We start from the raw sequence: 14,940 nt of genomic DNA on the forward strand, positions 1-14,940 counted from the left end.
ACATGCTGGTAGCGAGCACGGGTTGTTGATGTGATCACTCGGCTCGCAACAGGGAGATTTAAAAAGAATGTCGCAAGGCAGTGTGAAGTGGTTTAACGGCGAAAAGGGCTTCGGGTTCATTGCGCAGGACGGCGGCGGTCCCGACGTTTTCGTCCACTACTCCGAGATTGCCGGCTCCGGTTTCAAGTCCCTCGACGAGGGCCAGCGGGTCGAGTTCGAGATCGGCCAGGGCCAGAAGGGTCCGCAGGCGCAGAACGTCCGCGCCATCTAGGAGCCGACACAACACAAACCCGCGCCGATCGGCGCGGGTTTCGTGCTTTTTCGAGGCGTTGCGCTGCCGGAGTCAGAAATCTCTGCGGCGCAGGGTTTCCCATCCGGCCCACATCGCGGCGGCCGCCCAGATGCCGGTGACGGCGAGGCCGGTCCAGGGGCCGAGGGTTCCCGAGGGGGTATGGACGAGTGCCTGCCTGCCCGCCCGGTCGGGGAGAAATTGGACGAGGCCGCCGTCGTGGGTGACGTCGCCGAGGGTGAACGACAGCAGCAGGACCACGGGTACGAGAATTCCCATGGCGGCCATGGCGTTTCGGAACATTGTCGCCAGGCCGGCGGCGAACAGGGCGATCAGTGCGAGATAGAGTGCGCAGCCGATGATTGCGCGCCACGCCGCCGGATCATCGACCCGCACCCGGTGTGCCCCCAGCAGTGGTTGCCCGACGAGGAAACACAGCGCCGCGGTCGGCAGACCCGCCAGTAGTGTGCTCACGCCGATCACCAGAAGGTTCGCCGAATAGACCAGGCCCCGGCGCGGTACCGCCGCGAACCAGATGCGCGCTCCGTTGTTCCTGAACTGTGCTGCCGCGCAGACGGCTCCGACGCAGATGGCGGCGAGTTGACCGAAATTGATGCCGTAGAACGAGATCAGCAGCGCATCGAAACCCGGCTTGCCCGCGTCGTGCCTGCCGAGACTGGCGGTCCCGGTCAGCGAAAACCCCACGGTGGCTGCGAACATCAGCGCGACCAGGCCGCTGAGCACCGGCAGCGATCGGGCCTTGATCCATTCGGAGCGCAGGACGGCTGTGAAAGACATTGTCACATCACCTTTTCCGGTGTCGCGAGGGCCGAGCTGGCAGAGGCGAACTCGGCGGCGTCCGCTGTCAGAGCGAGGTACGCCTGCTCCAAAGTTCCCGACTCGTCGGCAAGTTCGAGGACCGCAACCCCGGCCCGGACGAGCAGTGGACCGACCGTGCCGACCCGCGCCCCGTTGACATACCAGCGCCCCGAATCATCCGCGACCGGATCGAAGCCGGCATCGGTCAGCACGGTGCGCAAGGGTTCGGGGGAGTCGGTGCGAATCCGGACCCGCGGCCGGGCATGGCGATCGATGAAGTCGTCGAGTCCGGAGTCGGCGAGGACCCTGCCACGACCCAGCACCACGAGATGGTCTGCGAAGGACGCGGTTTCGGTCATCAGATGGCTGGAGACGAACACCGTCCGGCCCTCGTCGGCAAGGCCGCGCAGCGTGCTGCGCAGCCAGATGATGCCCTCCGGGTCGAGCCCGTTGGACGGCTCGTCGAGCATCAGGACCGGCGGGTCGCCCAGCAGCGCGGCGGCGATCCCGAGCCGCTGACGCATACCCAGCGAGAACGTCTTGATCCGTTTGCCGGCCACGGTCTCGAGACCGACCACCCCCAGCACGTCGTCCACGCGCCGCCGGGGAATCCCGCCCGCGGCGGCGAGTGCCGACAGGTGCGCGAACGCGGTGCGGCCCGAATGCATCGCGAACGGGTCGAGGAGTGCGCCGATGAGACCCTGCGGACGGTGCGCAGCGGTGAACGGGCGACCGGCCACCGTCGCACGGCCCGAGGTCGGCCGATCCAGGCCGAGCACGAGCCGCATCGTGGTGGACTTGCCCGCGCCGTTGGGACCGAGGAAACCGGTGACCCGGCCCGGCTGCACCGCGCAGGTGACCCGGTCCAGCACCCGCTTCGGGCCGTAGTCCTTGGTCAGCTCGTGAAGGTCGATGGTGGTCATGGACCTCAGCCTGGTTCCGCGTCGCGGCCGTGTCCTCCCGCTGCCGGGTGAATCGTCTCCCCAATTCGGGGGAGCCGAGCCCCGGAAGGCGGCTGGCACGATGAAGCCATGATCAGTTCGGTCGCGTCACGCCTTTCCGATCCGGTGACGTACTCGCGCGGGCTGCATCTGGCGCTGCCGCTCGCCGTGGTGGCGGTGTGGCTGTACATCGATCGCACCCACTGGTACCTGCCTGCGGCGCTCGCCGTACCGGTCGGGCTGGTCCCTGCGACACGCTTGGCGGAGGGTCTGCAGGCACAGCTGTTCCTGATCCACCGCGAACACGGTGCGCCCCAACGTTCGATCACGGCCGCCCGTTCGGTGGACCGGTCGGATCGATGGCGGACCGTGCTGTGGCTGGAAGTCCGGCTCGGGCTGAGCGCGATCCTGCTGGAAACGTGTGTGCCGGTCGTGCTGCTCACCCGGGACCTGGTGCGCGCGGCGACCGGGAGCCCGCCCGCCCACGACGCCATCGTCCGAATCATGCACCCGCACTGGTGGTTCGGGCTGCTGATACCGCTGACCATCGCCCTGCTCGGCATCGTCGTCATCGTCCTGGGCGACCTGGTCACCGCCGCGGCACGCACGCTGCTGGCGCCGTCCGCGACGCAGCGGCTGCGAGCCTTGGAGGAGAGCACCGAGCAACTGCTGCAACACAATCGGATTGCGCGCGAACTGCACGATTCGATCGGCCACGCCCTGACCGCCGCGGTCCTGCAGGCCGGTGCCGCGCGGGCGACCGGCGACCCCGAGTTCACCGAACGCGCCCTGACCGCCATCGAGGACACCGGGCGGGCCGCACTCGAGGATCTGGATCGGGTCCTGCTCGTGCTGCGCGAGCCCCACCGTCCGATCCATGAAAGACCAACCCTCGCGGACGCCGAGCGGCTGTTCGAAGCAGCCCGGTCCGCCGGTGCGACGGTCGACGCAATCGTAATCGGTCCGCTGCACCGGATTCCGGGTCCGGTCTCGCGGGAGGGCTACCGAATCCTGCAGGAGGCCATCACCAATGCCATGCGTCACGCCGGACGGGCGCCGATCGAGGTTCGGGTCCGGTCCGGGCCGGACCGGCTCGACCTCGATATCGTCAACGAGCTGATCGGCCCGATCTCCGCCGGCGTCGGAACCGGGCTCCGCGGCATTCGCGAGCGTGCCGAACTGCTGGGCGGATCGGTGCGGCTCGGTGCCGAGGACGGCAGGTGGCAGGTCCGAGTCGAGCTACCGATCGAGGTCCGGAGGTGATCGAATGCCGGTGACAGTCCTGCTCGTCGACGATGAACCCCTAGCTCGTGCGGGCCTGCGCGCGATCCTCGACGCCCAGCCCGACATCGAGGTGATCGGCGAGGCCGCCGACGGCGTGGCCGTCGTTTCGCTGTGCAGACAGCTGAATCCCGATGTGATCGCCATGGATGTGCGAATGCCGTTGATGGACGGCATCGAGACCACCCGCGCGATCGTGCGTTCCACCGCGCGGCCACCGAAGATCCTGGTGATCACCACGTACGAGAACGACGATTACGTCTACGCCGCCCTGCGCGCCGGCGCCGACGGGTTCCTTCTCAAACGCGCCCGCCCCGCCGAAATCGCCAACGCGGTGCGGACTGTCGCAACCGGCGATTCGCTGCTGTATCCCGCCGCCGTCCGCGCGCTCGCTCACGGGCGCGGGAATCCGCGCGCCCGTGAGCAACTCGTTCGCGCCGGTCTCACCGACCGTGAGGAAACCGTCCTCCTGCTGATGACGCGTGGACTGTCCAACCGGGAAATCGCCGGCCAACTCCACATCGGACCCGAGACCGTCAAGACCCACGTCAGTGGCATCCTGACCAAACTCGATGCCCGGGACCGCACCCAGGCGGTGATTCTGGCCTACGAATCCGGCTTCGTCGACCGCTGATTCGAATCCCCAGCGGTCGGCGGGTCAGCGGACGGCCCTGGCCGCGAGGGCCGCGGCGACCAGGATGGTGATGCCCTCGGCCGTGGCGGTGGTGCCGACGGCGTGGGCAGCGGAGAGGGCGGTGGAACCGGCGAGGGTGAGGAACACCGTGCCGAAGGCGGCCACGCCGATCACGACGCCGAGTTGGACGCAGGTGACGAGGATGCCGCTGGCGTCGGCGGCGAGGGCGAGGGGGATCTTGCTGGTGGCTCGGGCCATGAGGGGGCTGAAGGCGAGGCCGTAGCCGATGCCCATGAGGGCGAAGACGGTCAGGTCGAGGGGGCCGATATCGTGGCCGCTCCGCATCAAAAGGCCCATGACGATGGTGGTGACGGCCGCGATGAGCAGGCCGGTGGGGATCATGGCGCGGTGGAAGCGGGCGGGGATGCGGGTCCAATTCAGGCTCACCAGGCCGAAAGTCACGCCATTGGGGAGGAACAGGAGTCCGGCGTGCAGAGCGCTGTAGCCCAGGGTGGACTGGAGGTGGATGGTGAGGACGAAGACCCAGCCGCCGAAGGTGCACATGACCAGGAACAGGGTGGCCGCGGTGTGTACCAGGCCGGGGGCCCGGAGTACGCGGTCGGCGAAGAGCGGTTCCCCGCCGCGGCGGTGCACCCAGCGCTCCACCAACGCGAAGGCGAGGAAGCCGAACACGGACGCGCCCAGAATGATTCGGGTCCACAGCGGCCAATCCTGTTCGTGCCCTAACACCAGCGGCAGCACCAGCGCCAGCACAGATGCGGTCAGGACGGCGAGACCGGCCAGGTCGAGTTTGCGGTCCACGCCGGTGGTGACGGCCGGCAGGATGCGCGGGGCGGCGGCGAGCAGGGCCAGGCCGATCGGCACATTCACCAGAAACACGCCGCGCCAGCCGGTTCCGGCGATATCGCTGCTCACGATGAGGCCGCCGAGGATCTGGCCGACGACCATGCCGCCGGAAATGACGGTCGCGTAGGCCGACAGCGCCCGCGCCCGGGCGGGTCCGGTGAAGGAGCGCTGCAGGATGGTCATCACCTGCGGCACCATGGCCGCCGATCCGACGCCCTGCAGGAACCGGAAGACGATGAGCGCCCCGGAGCTCCAGGCCAGCCCGCACGCCAGCGAGGTGAGGGTGAACAGCGCCAGCCCGGTGACGAACAGGGTGCGCTGCCCGAACCGGTCACCCAGCCGCGCGCCGGTGACCAGCAGCACCGCGTACGCGATCACGTATCCGGAGACGATGAGCTGCAGCCCGGAACCGGTGGCGTGCAGGGAGGTTCGGATGGAGGGGATGGCGACGTTCACGATGGAGGCGTCGAGTACGGCCATGAACTGGCCGAGCAGGATGACGGTCAGGACTGCGAGGGGACGTCGGACGGCTACCGGGGCGGGAGCCGCCGCGGGTGGAGACTGAGTCAGGCTCTGGGTCATGGGAATCAGCGTGCGCGGCGGCCGAACCGGCGGACAGGAGTCTGTTTATACGGGTACTGGCACCACCTGGTGGCGCAGCTGGGTCTTATTTCAAAGGCACATCTGCCTCTTCACGGATTGCTCCCGGTTCAGTGCCCGTTGGCGGTCAAAGCAACCGGCTCCCACTGCTTCCACGTTTGCAGCCGCTGCTCGTACAGGAAGGGAACGAGGCTGGTCGGCATCGCGCCGAACAGCACGCGCAGCGGAGGCTCTTCGGCGTCGACCACCTCGAGCATTGCCGGGCCCACTCCCTTGGGATCCCCGATGAACTTCGCCGGCATCGCCGACTGCTGTTTGTCGAACCTGGCGCGCAGGCTGTCGTATTCCGGCAGCGGATCAGCGTGCACCGCCGAGCTGCCGGCCCAATCGGTGGCGAACTGTCCGGGCTCGACAAGTGTCACCTTGATCCCGAATCCCGCGACTTCCTGCGCCAACGCCTCCGACAACCCCTCGAGCGCCCACTTCGACGCACTGTATCCACCGAGGTTCGGGAAGCTCGCGATACCACTGATGGTGGAGATCTGAATGATGTGCCCTGCCCCCTGCTTACGCATGATCGGCAGCACCGCCTGCGTGACGTGGAAGGCCCCGAACAGGTTCACCTCGAGTTGATCCCGCAACTGCTGGTCAGTGATCTCCTCGACCGCCCCGAACAACCCGTAGCCGGCATTATTGACAACCACATCCAGCGCGCCGAATCGTTCGACCGCCGCGTCGACCGCAGCCTGGGCCTCCGCTCGGTCGGTCACATCCAGGGGCAACGCTAACAGCGCCTCCCCGTACCGATCGGCCAAGTCCCGCAACGTGTCTTTCCGGCGCGCCGTGGCCGTCACGCGGTCGCCGCGCTCGAGCGCCGCTGTGGCGAACTCTCGACCGAATCCTCGACCTGCGCCGGTAACGAACCAGTTCTTTTGCTTGCTCATTCTTGCTTCCTAGAGGTTCGCGGAGATGCGATGCCCCGTTGTACGCCGCAGATGCGGCCATGGAGGAACGGCCAGATGGCGCAAAAGAGATGTTTGAGCGCAGGATGTGCTCGCGCTCGGGGGTTTCGGATTTCGACTGGCCCGTTGCTGTAGGGCAGGGTAAGGCCGGCGACCGCACATGAAGCTCTTGCGGCCCGCACCAGTGGTCAGGTCGTTGTCGTGGGTCGACCGCGCCACATCACGTGCCAGGATCGTCTGCGCCGGGCCGGATCCTGATACCAGGAGCCTGCCTATACCGGTACTGGTACCACCTGGATACCGATCGCGGTTGTCGCCACCATGGAGTCATGGTGTCAGGAACAGGATCCCGTGAGGTGACCGATGTCGTCATCGAGGTGGCGATGCGCAATGGCAATTCGCGGTCGGTGCGCAAGGCCCGGCGCGAGGAGATGTCGACCTTCCTGAAGTCGCGGCGGGCGCGCATCCGCCCGGAGGATGTCGGCCTGCCCGCGGGCGCGCGCCGGCGCACCCCGGGGCTGCGGCGCGAGGAGGTGGCGCAGCTGGCCGGGGTGGGGATCACCTGGTACACCTGGCTCGAGCAGGGGCGCGACATCAATTGCAGTGTCCAGGTGCTGGATGCGATCGCCCGGGCGCTGTGCCTGGACGGCGCGGAGCACGCGCACCTCTACCGGCTCGCCGACGTTCCGACCGCGCCGACGCCGATCGTCGAGGAGCTGGTGCCCGAGGAGGTGCAGATCATCCTCGACCACATGCATCCGCTGCCCGCCGCCCTGTTCAGCGCCAAATACGATGTGCTGGCCTGCAATACCGCCTACGCGACGATGTATCCGATGTTCATGAGCGGCTCCGGGAACGTGCTGCGCAAGGTCTTCCTGGCCGACGAGTGCTGCACGCCCTACCCGCCGCACTCGGAGCCGGACCACCTGGCCCGCATGGTCGGCTACCTGCGCGCCGCGTACGCCCGCAACCTCGGCGACCCCGAATGGGTGGAGTTCATCGACGACATGGTCTCGGCGAGCCCGCATTTCGCGGCACTCTGGGCGCGTAACGACGTCGCCCTCCCACTGGGCCGCACCCGCATCATCCGCAACCTCGCCGTCGGCGAACTCGAGATGTACATGACCAGCATGTCCCTGCCCTCCATCGCCGGCGCGTGGATGCAGGTCTGGACGCCGTCCGACCCCGAAGCCTGGGACAAACTCCACGCCCTGCTGTCCATGACGACCGAAGAGCGCCGTCGCCCCTGGTCCGAACACGTCGAGCAGGCCCACGGCCGAACCCTCGCGATCGACGACCGAGCCTGGGCGTGAGCGGTTCTCGCATGTGCGTGACGCGCGGGGTGTGCGGATGTCGCGCGGGAGGGGAGTGGGTCGCCTAGTCTGCGCTGCATGAGCGAGCGCTCGGGAGACGTCACCGTGGGTCAGGCGACCGGGCGGGCGACGGTGCTGGCGTGGGGGTTCTGGGACTGGGCGGGCGCGGCGTTCAACGCGGTGATCCTGACCTTCGTGTTCTCGGTGTATCTGACCGACAAGGTGGGCAAGGATCTGCCGGGCGGGATCTCGCCCAGCGCCTGGCTCGGGTGGGCGCTCGGAGCGGCGGGGCTGGTGGTGGCGGTGACCGCGCCGGTGGCCGGGCAGTGGTTCGACGCCACCGCCCGACGCAAACTGGCGCTGGGACTGCTGACCTCGGTGACGGTGCTGGTGATGGCGGCCATGTTCTTCGTGCATGCCGACTACCACTACCTATGGCTGGGATTGGCCCTGCTGGGCGTGGGTTCGGCGACGTTCGAGCTCTCGCATGTGCCGTACTTCGCCATGCTGCGGCAGGTGTCCACGCCCGCCAATGTCGGGCGGGTGTCCGGGTTCGGCTGGGCCATGGGCTATTTCGGCGGGATCATCCTGCTGCTGATCAGCTATGTCGGCTTCATCGCGGGCAAGGGCGACTATCGCGGACTGCTCGGCGTGCCGATCGAGGACGGGCTGAACATCCGCCTGGTCGCGGTGCTGGCGGCGGTCTGGTTCGCCGGATTCGCGGTGCCGCTGTTCCTGTTCGTTCCCGAGGTGCCGCGCACCACGGCCGACCCCGGTGCGGCGGTGCGGGGCCGGTCGTTCCTGCGCTCGTATGGGGTGCTCTTCCGCGACATCCGGGAACTGTGGCGCGTCGATCGGCGTACCGTGGCGTTCCTGCTGGCCAGCGCGGTGTTCCGGGACGGCCTGGCCGGGGTGTTCACCTTCGGCGCGATCCTGGCGGTGCGGGTGTACGGCATCGCGGACTCGGATGTGCTGCTGTTCGGCATTGCCGCGAATGTGGTTGCGGCCCTGGGCGCGCTGGTCGGCGGCCGGTTCGACGACCGCACCGGCCCGAAGGCGGTGATCGTCACCTCGCTGGCGGGCATGATCGTGTGCGGAGCGTTCCTGCTGGTGCTGTCCGGCCCGCTCATGTTCTGGATCTTCGGCCTGGCGCTGACCGTATTCGTCGGCCCCGCACAGGCTTCCGCACGCTCGTTCCTGGCCCGGGTGTCCCCGCCCGGCCGCGAGGGTCAGATGTTCGGGCTCTACGCCACCACGGGTCGCGCCGTATCCTTCCTGGCCCCAACCCTTTTCGGCTTCTTCGTCTGGGCGTTCGACGCCGAGCGGGCGGGAATCGTTGGCCTGCTGCTCGTCTTGATCGTCGGCCTGATGCTCTTGCTGCCGGTGCACGGAGATGATGTGCGCGGCCGCTGATTTCAGGGACGAACCACACTTATGAGGGCCGCCACGCGCCCATGCCGAGCGAGATGAGCCGCACCTGCAGCACCGCACGCTCCACGGTCCGCACGCTCTCCCGGGATTCGGCCATCAGGTAGTCGGCGATCCGGTCGGCGACCGTGGACACGATGAGATCCGCGGCCAGCTCCAGATCATCGGGTGACCACGCGTCCAGCGCCCGCACCCGGGACAGGTCGACCACCAATTCCCGTTCGATGAGCTGCATTTCGACCGCGATGGCCCCGCGCAGCGCGGCCGAGCCGCCGTGGCGTTCGCGAATCAGGAAGCCCCACAGATCGCGTTTGCCGTCGACCTGGTCGAAGACGAAGCGCACGGTCTGCGCCAGCGTCGGGTTGGGGGTGCGCCGCATTTCCCGTAGCGCCAAGCGCAATTGACGCACACCCTCTTCGACCAGCGTGGTGCCGAGTTCGTCGAGTGAGGCGAAGTGCCGGTAGAACGCCGTGGGCACGATGCCGGCCGAGCGTGCGATCTCACGCAGGGACAGGGCGGCGAAGCCGCGGTCCGCGGCCAGGGCGAGGGTGCCGTCGAGTAGCGCCGCGCGGGTGCGCTCCTTGCGCTCTACTCGGGTAGCTGCCTGCTCGCTCATCTCGATCACCATACATGCGTTCACATTCGTTCCATTCGCAAGATGTCGTGTGGGTCACACGAACTGCCGGTTGAACTGGAGTGGCTTCGCCCGGCACACTATTTCAGTGTACAGATGTGCACCGAAACCGTATCGGGGTCCGGTATGACATCGAGGTCACGCCGGAGGCGCATCGACTGCGAAGAGGCGTCGCTCAGCCCGGCGACGCGACAGGAGGCTCACATGGTCGGACTACTCGACCTGGTGCAGAAGACAATGACCACCCCGCACCCGCTGGATCGCTACCTCGAGCTGGTGCGCCCGACCCTGACCCGGCGCTCGATGCGCGCCGAGATCACCCACGTGCGGCGCAGCGCGGTCGGCTCGGTCACCCTCACCCTCGAGCCCGCCCGGCAGTGGTCCGGGCACGTGGCGGGACAATACGTGCAGATCGGTGTCGTGATCGACGGCGTCCGCCACACCCGCTGCTATTCGCCGGTCAATGCCGAGGGGCGCCGCGACCGGCACATCGAACTCACCGTCAAGGCCCACCCGCACGGCCTGGTCTCGAACCACCTGCACGAGAACGCGATTCCCGGCATGGTGGTGGACCTGGAGCCCGCCGCCGGCGTGTTCCGCCTACCCGAGTCGCGGCCCGAGCAGATCGTGCTGATCAGCGGCGGCAGCGGCATCACGCCGGTGCTGTCCATGCTGCGCACCCTCGCCAACGAGGGCTACCGCGGCCGCATCCTGTTCCTGCATTACAACCGTTCTCCGGAATGGGTGCCGCATCGTCAGGAACTCGAGGCGATCGCCATGCAACACGGCAATGTCCGCATCGAATTCCGCTATCCGGAGACCCAGCGCGACGCCCACTTCGGCTACGACGAGCTGGAGTCCCTCGCTCCCTGGTTCCCGACCGCGCAGACCTACCTGTGCGGCCCGCCCGGCCTGATGGGCGCGGTACGCACCGTCTACGAGGCCGAACAGCTCGGCGATCGGCTGCACAGCGAGGAGTTCACCCTCACCACCGCGGTCGTGGACCCGGCCAAGGCCGAGGGGAAGGTGACCTTCTCCGGCAGCGGCGTGGTCGCCGAGAACACCGGCGCGAGCCTGCTCGAGCAGGCCGAATCCGCGGGCTTGAGCCCGGAGTACGGCTGCCGCATGGGCATCTGCTTCTCCTGCACGGCCGTCAAGCGCAGCGGCTGCACCCGCAACCTGCGCACCGGGGAGCTCGACGGCGACCCGGATCAGCCCATCCAGATCTGCATAAACGCCCCCGTCGGGGACGTCGACCTCGCTCTCTGACTCATTTCTGCCATCTGAACAGGAGGGATCATGGCGATCCTCACCGAAACCACCGAGGGCCCGCTGGTGCTCAGCGTCGATCAGGTCGAGGAGATCGGCCGCGAGCTCGACGCGCTGCGCGCCCGCATCACCGCGGACCTGGGCGACCGGGACCGCGAGTACATCTACCGGGTCATCAAGGCCCAGCGCGGCCTGGAGATTGCCGGTCGCGGCCTGCTCTACCTGGGCTTCCTGCCGCCGTTCTGGCTGGCGGGCGTGGCCGCGCTGAGCACGTCGAAGATTCTCGACAATATGGAGATCGGCCACAACGTCATGCACGGCCAGTGGGACTGGATGCGTGAGCCGACCCTGAATTCCCGTGTCTTCGAATGGGATACGGTCTGCCCGGGCGACCAGTGGCGGCACTCGCACAACTACATGCACCACACCTACACCAACATCCTCGACATGGACCGCGACATCGGTTACGGCATCCTGCGCGTGGACGAGGCGCAGAGCTGGAATGTGCTGCGGCTGGGCAACCCGCTCTACGCCTTCGCGCTGATGGTCGCGTTCGAGTGGGGCGTGATGGGCCACGACCTCGAGGTCGAGAACATCGTCCGGGGCAAGAAGTCCTGGCAGGAGGTCAAGACGCTGGTCAAGGGCCAGTGGCGCAAGGCCAGCCGGCAGGTGCTCAAGGACTATGTGGTCTTCCCGGCGCTGACCGGACCGCTGTTCCTGTCCACGCTGGCGGCCAACTTCACCGCCAATATCGTGCGCAACCTGTGGACGTTCTCGATCATCTTCTGCGGCCACTTCCCGACCGGCGTACAGACGTTCACCCAGGAGGAGTGCGCCGACGAGACCCAGGGCGAGTGGTACGTGCGCCAGATGCTGGGGTCGGCCAATATCAAGGGCAGCAAGCTCTTCCACATCATGTCCGGCAACCTGTCGCACCAGATCGAGCACCACCTGTTCCCGGATCTGCCGGCCAACCGGTACCCGGAAATCGCCCCCGAGGTGAAGGCGCTGTGCGAAAAGCACGGCCTGCCCTACAACACCGGACGCTTCTCCCGGCAGATCGGTTCGGTGTGGTTGAAGCTGTTCAAGCTGGCGCTGCCGCCGTTCCTGGTCAAGAATTCAGCACAGGCCGGTGTTATCGTGATGCGCCGGGGGCAGGCGAGCGAAGTGGGCGTGTAAATGATTTCCAAATTCGAGAGCAACAAGGATCTGATCCAGGAATTGACGTCGTCGGGAGCACGACACGTCGGCAATATCGCCTCGATCATCACCGGCACCGTCGCCGAGGTGACCCGCGAGATCGGTGACTGGATCACCGACGCCATCGAGATGCGTGAGGCTGCCGCCGCTGCCGCGCAGGACGCGGCCGCCCAGCGCGCCGCGAACCTGACCGACGACCTCGACGACGAGGTCGATGAAGCCCCGGAATCCGCACCCGCACAGGATGATTCGGCGACGAAGCCGGTCCGTGGCGAGCGCGTGACCGATTCCGACGTCATCGACGCAGAGGTCATCGACCCGCGTTAGCTCTCGGGGGTGCGGGGGCGAAGCCCCTGAGAGCCCCGAGAGTCGGGCTCCTCACCAGGTCGGCAGTCGCCGGCGATGCTGGGCGACCTCCGTGATCAGATCCCGATAGCCGTCGGCGAGCTCGGCGAGCCGGTACCACTGCAGGTGGGCCTCCGTGTCCACCCCGCGGCGGGGCCGGTCCTCGCTGATGCGATGCGCCACCGCGCGGTGTGTCTCCTTCTCCACCCCATGGTGGGGCCGCGCTCGCCCGTCGCCTGCTTTCGAAGCCCGCGCCGGCTCGGACTCGGTATTGCCCAGAGCCCGTTGTGCGGCAACCCATTTCGCGGCCATCCGGTCGATGACCGCGCCGAGGGTCTCGGTGTGCAACGAGGCCCCGGCGCGGTGCGGAATGTTCACCGCCACCCAGTCGTCGATGCGGGCCACCAGTTCGGCCCGGCGCTCGTCGATCCGGTCGACACGGTGGGTGCTGTCGGCGACATCGTCGGGGGTGGCGTCGGCGGCATGCGCCGTGTCCAGGGCGCGATATCGATGCTCATGGCATCGCACCAGTTCGTGGGCTGATTCGAGGACGTCGCGATCGCGACGATCGGAGCTGACCGGTTCCCGGAAGGCGCGCAACAGCGTTGATGGCGATGGGAGCTCGGCCCCGAAACCCGCTCCGGTGTAGTCGATTGCCATGATTCCCACCCTCGGCGTCGCATGCGTGGATGCGCCAGGGCCGAGGGGGTTTCGGGGAGGGGCTCCCCTCGGCTCCGGCGCAGCCCCGCACCCGGAACGCAACAGCCCACCACCAGCGACACGGTGAAGTAACCGGGAAATCCGCGACGATGCGATGAGAAGACTGTCCGATAATGCGGGACATATTCAGGAAAGCGCGATAGTCGGAGGGGCGCAACCATCCGGCGCGTGATCGGCGAAGCTGCTTGAAAATCGTTATACAGCATTACAAGACGGTCACATGGCCGCGGCGGTTGAAGGCCGATCGACACCTCTGCGGGCGGTGTGTGAGACAGGTTCGAGGGCTGGGCTCGACCGGGGCGAGGCTTGCCGTCGACGGGTTCAGTTACCAAGGCTTATGAATAGCTATCTGTGCGGCGCGCCGAGGGCGCGACGCGCCGTAGTCCGTTAGCCTCGATATTCGTGCCCGCCTATGCGTCATCGCCGGAACTGCGATTCGGTTTCATGTTCGCGCTGGAAGACCCCGAGCGAATTGCCGAAGTCGTCCGTAATCTGATTGTTCGCCGGACGGTGTCGGTGTTCCGTCTCGCGCATCTGTCCAGCGACAACGGACCGCCCGATCGGTTTGTCGTGAACTGGGGCGCGCTGCCGCAGGTCTCCGTCACGACCGCCGCGCCGGACCCCGACGAATTACGTTCCAGCGGAACGATGCTGGTCAACGCGTTTCTGGGGGAGGACGGCGAAGTGAGCCTGTATTCGGCGGGCGCGGCGCCGCCGCAGTAGGAACTGGACGGTCCTCTCCCTGTGACGGGTCGCACAGCCCGTCTTAGCGACCTCTCAGCTACCGACAAGGTTCGCCTCAGTGTCCCTCGGCAGTGTGGGTCCGGTCGCCGAACGGAAATCCCGGACGGCGGCGTCCACTAGAGAGAGGTTGAAACATGATCCCGGTTATCATCCAGACTGGTTCCGCTGCGCTGAACGGCGTGCTGAACACCGGTAGCGCGGCCCTGGGTGGTCTGCTCAACACCCTGTGGACGGGATCCTTCGGCCGTTAATTCGCAATAGAGCGAAGGGTTTTCGGGCAATCGCCCCGGGTGCGTTCGCATCCGGGGCGATCTTTTTGTCAGACGGCCAGGGCGGGAGCCCGGCGGGCCTGGAGGATCTGCTCGAGCAGGGCCACCAGGACGAGTTTCACCGATTCACGGTCGCGGGCATCGCAATCCATGAGGTGGATGGTGGGCGAGAGGTCCAGCGCCTCGCGGACCTCGTCGAGCGCGAAGCGCGGTCCGGCCTCGAAGCGGTTGACCGCCACCACGAACGGGGTGCCGCGCTGCTCGAAGAAGTCCAGCACGGGGTAGCAGTCCTCGACGCGGCCGGTGTCGACCAGAATGACGCCGCCGAGCGCGCCGTCGAGCAGGTCGTCCCAGAGGAATTCGAATCGCTCCTGGCCGGGGGTGCCGAACAGGTAGAGCACCAGGCTGGGGTCGAGGGTGATGCGGCCGAAGTCGAGAGCCACGGTGGTGGTGGTCTTGCCGGTGGCCAGGCCCGGATCGTCCAGTCCCACCGACACTTCGGTCATGGCGGCTTCGGTGGCGAGCGGCTCGATCTCCGAGATCGCTCCGATGAAAGTGGTCTTGCCGACGCCGAATCCACCGCTGGTCACGATTTTCACCGAGGAGGCCAGCGGTACGTCGGCGG

16 protein-coding genes are annotated in these 14,940 nt (G+C 67.3%); 9 read left to right on the forward strand and 7 right to left on the reverse strand.

The window, feature by feature from the left end:
• The first annotated feature begins 67 nt into the window (after positions 1-67).
• Positions 68-271 (forward strand): cold-shock protein, encoded by a 204-nt coding sequence (locus tag ACFXIV_RS18940; RefSeq protein ID WP_040813159.1) that lies wholly within the window; start codon positions 68-70, stop codon positions 269-271.
• Between the two features lie 72 nt (positions 272-343).
• Here the strand turns inward: ACFXIV_RS18940 and ACFXIV_RS18945 are convergent, their stop codons facing one another.
• Positions 344-1,087, reverse strand: coding sequence for a hypothetical protein (locus tag ACFXIV_RS18945; RefSeq protein WP_379400914.1), 744 nt, complete (start codon positions 1,085-1,087; stop codon positions 344-346).
• 2 nt (positions 1,088-1,089) lie between these two features.
• Positions 1,090-2,031, reverse strand: a complete 942-nt coding sequence (locus tag ACFXIV_RS18950; protein ID WP_379400915.1) for an ABC transporter ATP-binding protein — start codon at positions 2,029-2,031, stop codon at positions 1,090-1,092.
• Positions 2,032-2,139: 108 nt separating this feature from the next.
• On the opposite strand from ACFXIV_RS18950, the gene ACFXIV_RS18955 reads away from it, so the two are divergent.
• Positions 2,140-3,312, forward strand: coding sequence for a sensor histidine kinase (locus tag ACFXIV_RS18955; RefSeq protein ID WP_379400916.1), 1,173 nt, complete (start codon positions 2,140-2,142; stop codon positions 3,310-3,312).
• 4 nt (positions 3,313-3,316) lie between these two features.
• Positions 3,317-3,964, forward strand: a complete 648-nt coding sequence (locus ACFXIV_RS18960; RefSeq protein WP_379400917.1) for a response regulator — start codon at positions 3,317-3,319, stop codon at positions 3,962-3,964.
• 24 nt (positions 3,965-3,988) lie between these two features.
• Here ACFXIV_RS18960 and ACFXIV_RS18965 read toward each other — a convergent pair whose 3' ends face one another.
• Together ACFXIV_RS18965 and ACFXIV_RS18970 are read right to left on the reverse strand one after the other, a co-directional pair.
• On the reverse strand, positions 3,989-5,413 hold the full coding sequence (locus tag ACFXIV_RS18965) for an MFS transporter (RefSeq protein ID WP_379400918.1): 1,425 nt from the start codon (positions 5,411-5,413) through the stop codon (positions 3,989-3,991).
• 128 nt (positions 5,414-5,541) lie between these two features.
• A complete protein-coding gene (locus tag ACFXIV_RS18970; RefSeq protein WP_379400919.1) occupies positions 5,542-6,375 on the reverse strand; it encodes an oxidoreductase in 834 nt (277 codons plus the stop codon).
• Positions 6,376-6,722: 347 nt separating this feature from the next.
• On the opposite strand from ACFXIV_RS18970, the gene ACFXIV_RS18975 reads away from it, so the two are divergent.
• Both ACFXIV_RS18975 and ACFXIV_RS18980 read left to right on the forward strand, forming a co-directional pair.
• Positions 6,723-7,706: a helix-turn-helix transcriptional regulator gene (locus ACFXIV_RS18975; protein ID WP_379400920.1), complete on the forward strand. Its 984-nt coding sequence runs from the start codon at positions 6,723-6,725 to the stop codon at positions 7,704-7,706.
• A 78-nt stretch (positions 7,707-7,784) separates the two neighbouring features.
• The gene (locus ACFXIV_RS18980; RefSeq protein WP_379400921.1) at positions 7,785-9,119 is read left to right on the forward strand and encodes an MFS transporter; all 1,335 of its coding nucleotides are present in this window, start codon (positions 7,785-7,787) and stop codon (positions 9,117-9,119) included.
• A gap of 19 nt (positions 9,120-9,138) precedes the next feature.
• Here ACFXIV_RS18980 and ACFXIV_RS18985 read toward each other — a convergent pair whose 3' ends face one another.
• Complete coding sequence (locus ACFXIV_RS18985) at positions 9,139-9,750, reverse strand: TetR family transcriptional regulator (protein WP_379400922.1); 612 nt, start codon at positions 9,748-9,750, stop codon at positions 9,139-9,141.
• A 222-nt stretch (positions 9,751-9,972) separates the two neighbouring features.
• Here ACFXIV_RS18985 and ACFXIV_RS18990 point away from each other — a divergent pair, with 222 nt between their 5' ends.
• From ACFXIV_RS18990 to ACFXIV_RS19000, 3 genes are read left to right on the forward strand one after another with little or no spacing between them, the layout of a single operon-like run.
• On the forward strand, positions 9,973-11,037 hold the full coding sequence (locus ACFXIV_RS18990) for a ferredoxin reductase (RefSeq protein WP_379400923.1): 1,065 nt from the start codon (positions 9,973-9,975) through the stop codon (positions 11,035-11,037).
• Positions 11,038-11,067: 30 nt separating this feature from the next.
• Entirely contained in the window at positions 11,068-12,216 is a 1,149-nt protein-coding gene (locus ACFXIV_RS18995; RefSeq protein ID WP_379400924.1) for a fatty acid desaturase family protein, read from the forward strand.
• Positions 12,217-12,564 carry a hypothetical protein gene (locus ACFXIV_RS19000; protein WP_379400925.1) on the forward strand — a complete coding sequence of 116 codons (348 nt, stop codon included), beginning with the start codon at positions 12,217-12,219 and terminating at the stop codon, positions 12,562-12,564.
• A gap of 51 nt (positions 12,565-12,615) precedes the next feature.
• On the opposite strand, the gene ACFXIV_RS19005 is transcribed toward ACFXIV_RS19000, so the two are convergent.
• On the reverse strand, positions 12,616-13,242 hold the full coding sequence (locus ACFXIV_RS19005) for a DUF4254 domain-containing protein (RefSeq protein WP_379400926.1): 627 nt from the start codon (positions 13,240-13,242) through the stop codon (positions 12,616-12,618).
• A 462-nt stretch (positions 13,243-13,704) separates the two neighbouring features.
• Between ACFXIV_RS19005 and ACFXIV_RS19010 the strand changes: the two genes are divergently transcribed.
• Entirely contained in the window at positions 13,705-14,025 is a 321-nt protein-coding gene (locus ACFXIV_RS19010; protein WP_379400928.1) for a hypothetical protein, read from the forward strand.
• Positions 14,026-14,365: 340 nt separating this feature from the next.
• On the opposite strand, the gene ACFXIV_RS19015 is transcribed toward ACFXIV_RS19010, so the two are convergent.
• A complete protein-coding gene (locus ACFXIV_RS19015) occupies positions 14,366-14,926 on the reverse strand; it encodes an ATP/GTP-binding protein (RefSeq protein ID WP_354835302.1) in 561 nt (186 codons plus the stop codon).
• Positions 14,927-14,940: the final 14 nt, after the last annotated feature.

It is taken from the genome of Nocardia sp. NPDC059236 (assembly GCF_042754085.1).
Taxonomy (GTDB): Bacteria; Actinomycetota; Actinomycetes; order Mycobacteriales; family Mycobacteriaceae; genus Nocardia.

What these genes read in the sequence shown, in the direction of transcription:
- ACFXIV_RS18965 (WP_379400918.1), bottom strand. Translation starts at nt 5,413, where the DNA reads ATGACCCAGAGCCTGACTCAGTCTCCACCCGCGGCGGCTCCCGCCCCG.
- ACFXIV_RS18950 (WP_379400915.1), bottom strand. Translation starts at nt 2,031, where the DNA reads ATGACCACCATCGACCTTCACGAGCTGACCAAGGACTACGGCCCGAAG.
- ACFXIV_RS19000 (WP_379400925.1), top strand. Translation starts at nt 12,217, where the DNA reads ATGATTTCCAAATTCGAGAGCAACAAGGATCTGATCCAGGAATTGACG.
- ACFXIV_RS18995 (WP_379400924.1), top strand. Translation starts at nt 11,068, where the DNA reads ATGGCGATCCTCACCGAAACCACCGAGGGCCCGCTGGTGCTCAGCGTC.
- ACFXIV_RS18945 (WP_379400914.1), bottom strand. Translation starts at nt 1,087, where the DNA reads ATGTCTTTCACAGCCGTCCTGCGCTCCGAATGGATCAAGGCCCGATCG.
- ACFXIV_RS19005 (WP_379400926.1), bottom strand. Translation starts at nt 13,242, where the DNA reads ATGGCAATCGACTACACCGGAGCGGGTTTCGGGGCCGAGCTCCCATCG.
- ACFXIV_RS18985 (WP_379400922.1), bottom strand. Translation starts at nt 9,750, where the DNA reads ATGAGCGAGCAGGCAGCTACCCGAGTAGAGCGCAAGGAGCGCACCCGC.
- ACFXIV_RS18980 (WP_379400921.1), top strand. Translation starts at nt 7,785, where the DNA reads ATGAGCGAGCGCTCGGGAGACGTCACCGTGGGTCAGGCGACCGGGCGG.
- ACFXIV_RS18955 (WP_379400916.1), top strand. Translation starts at nt 2,140, where the DNA reads ATGATCAGTTCGGTCGCGTCACGCCTTTCCGATCCGGTGACGTACTCG.
- ACFXIV_RS18990 (WP_379400923.1), top strand. Translation starts at nt 9,973, where the DNA reads ATGGTCGGACTACTCGACCTGGTGCAGAAGACAATGACCACCCCGCAC.
- ACFXIV_RS18940 (WP_040813159.1), top strand. Translation starts at nt 68, where the DNA reads ATGTCGCAAGGCAGTGTGAAGTGGTTTAACGGCGAAAAGGGCTTCGGG.
- ACFXIV_RS18975 (WP_379400920.1), top strand. Translation starts at nt 6,723, where the DNA reads ATGGTGTCAGGAACAGGATCCCGTGAGGTGACCGATGTCGTCATCGAG.
- ACFXIV_RS18960 (WP_379400917.1), top strand. Translation starts at nt 3,317, where the DNA reads ATGCCGGTGACAGTCCTGCTCGTCGACGATGAACCCCTAGCTCGTGCG.
- ACFXIV_RS18970 (WP_379400919.1), bottom strand. Translation starts at nt 6,375, where the DNA reads ATGAGCAAGCAAAAGAACTGGTTCGTTACCGGCGCAGGTCGAGGATTC.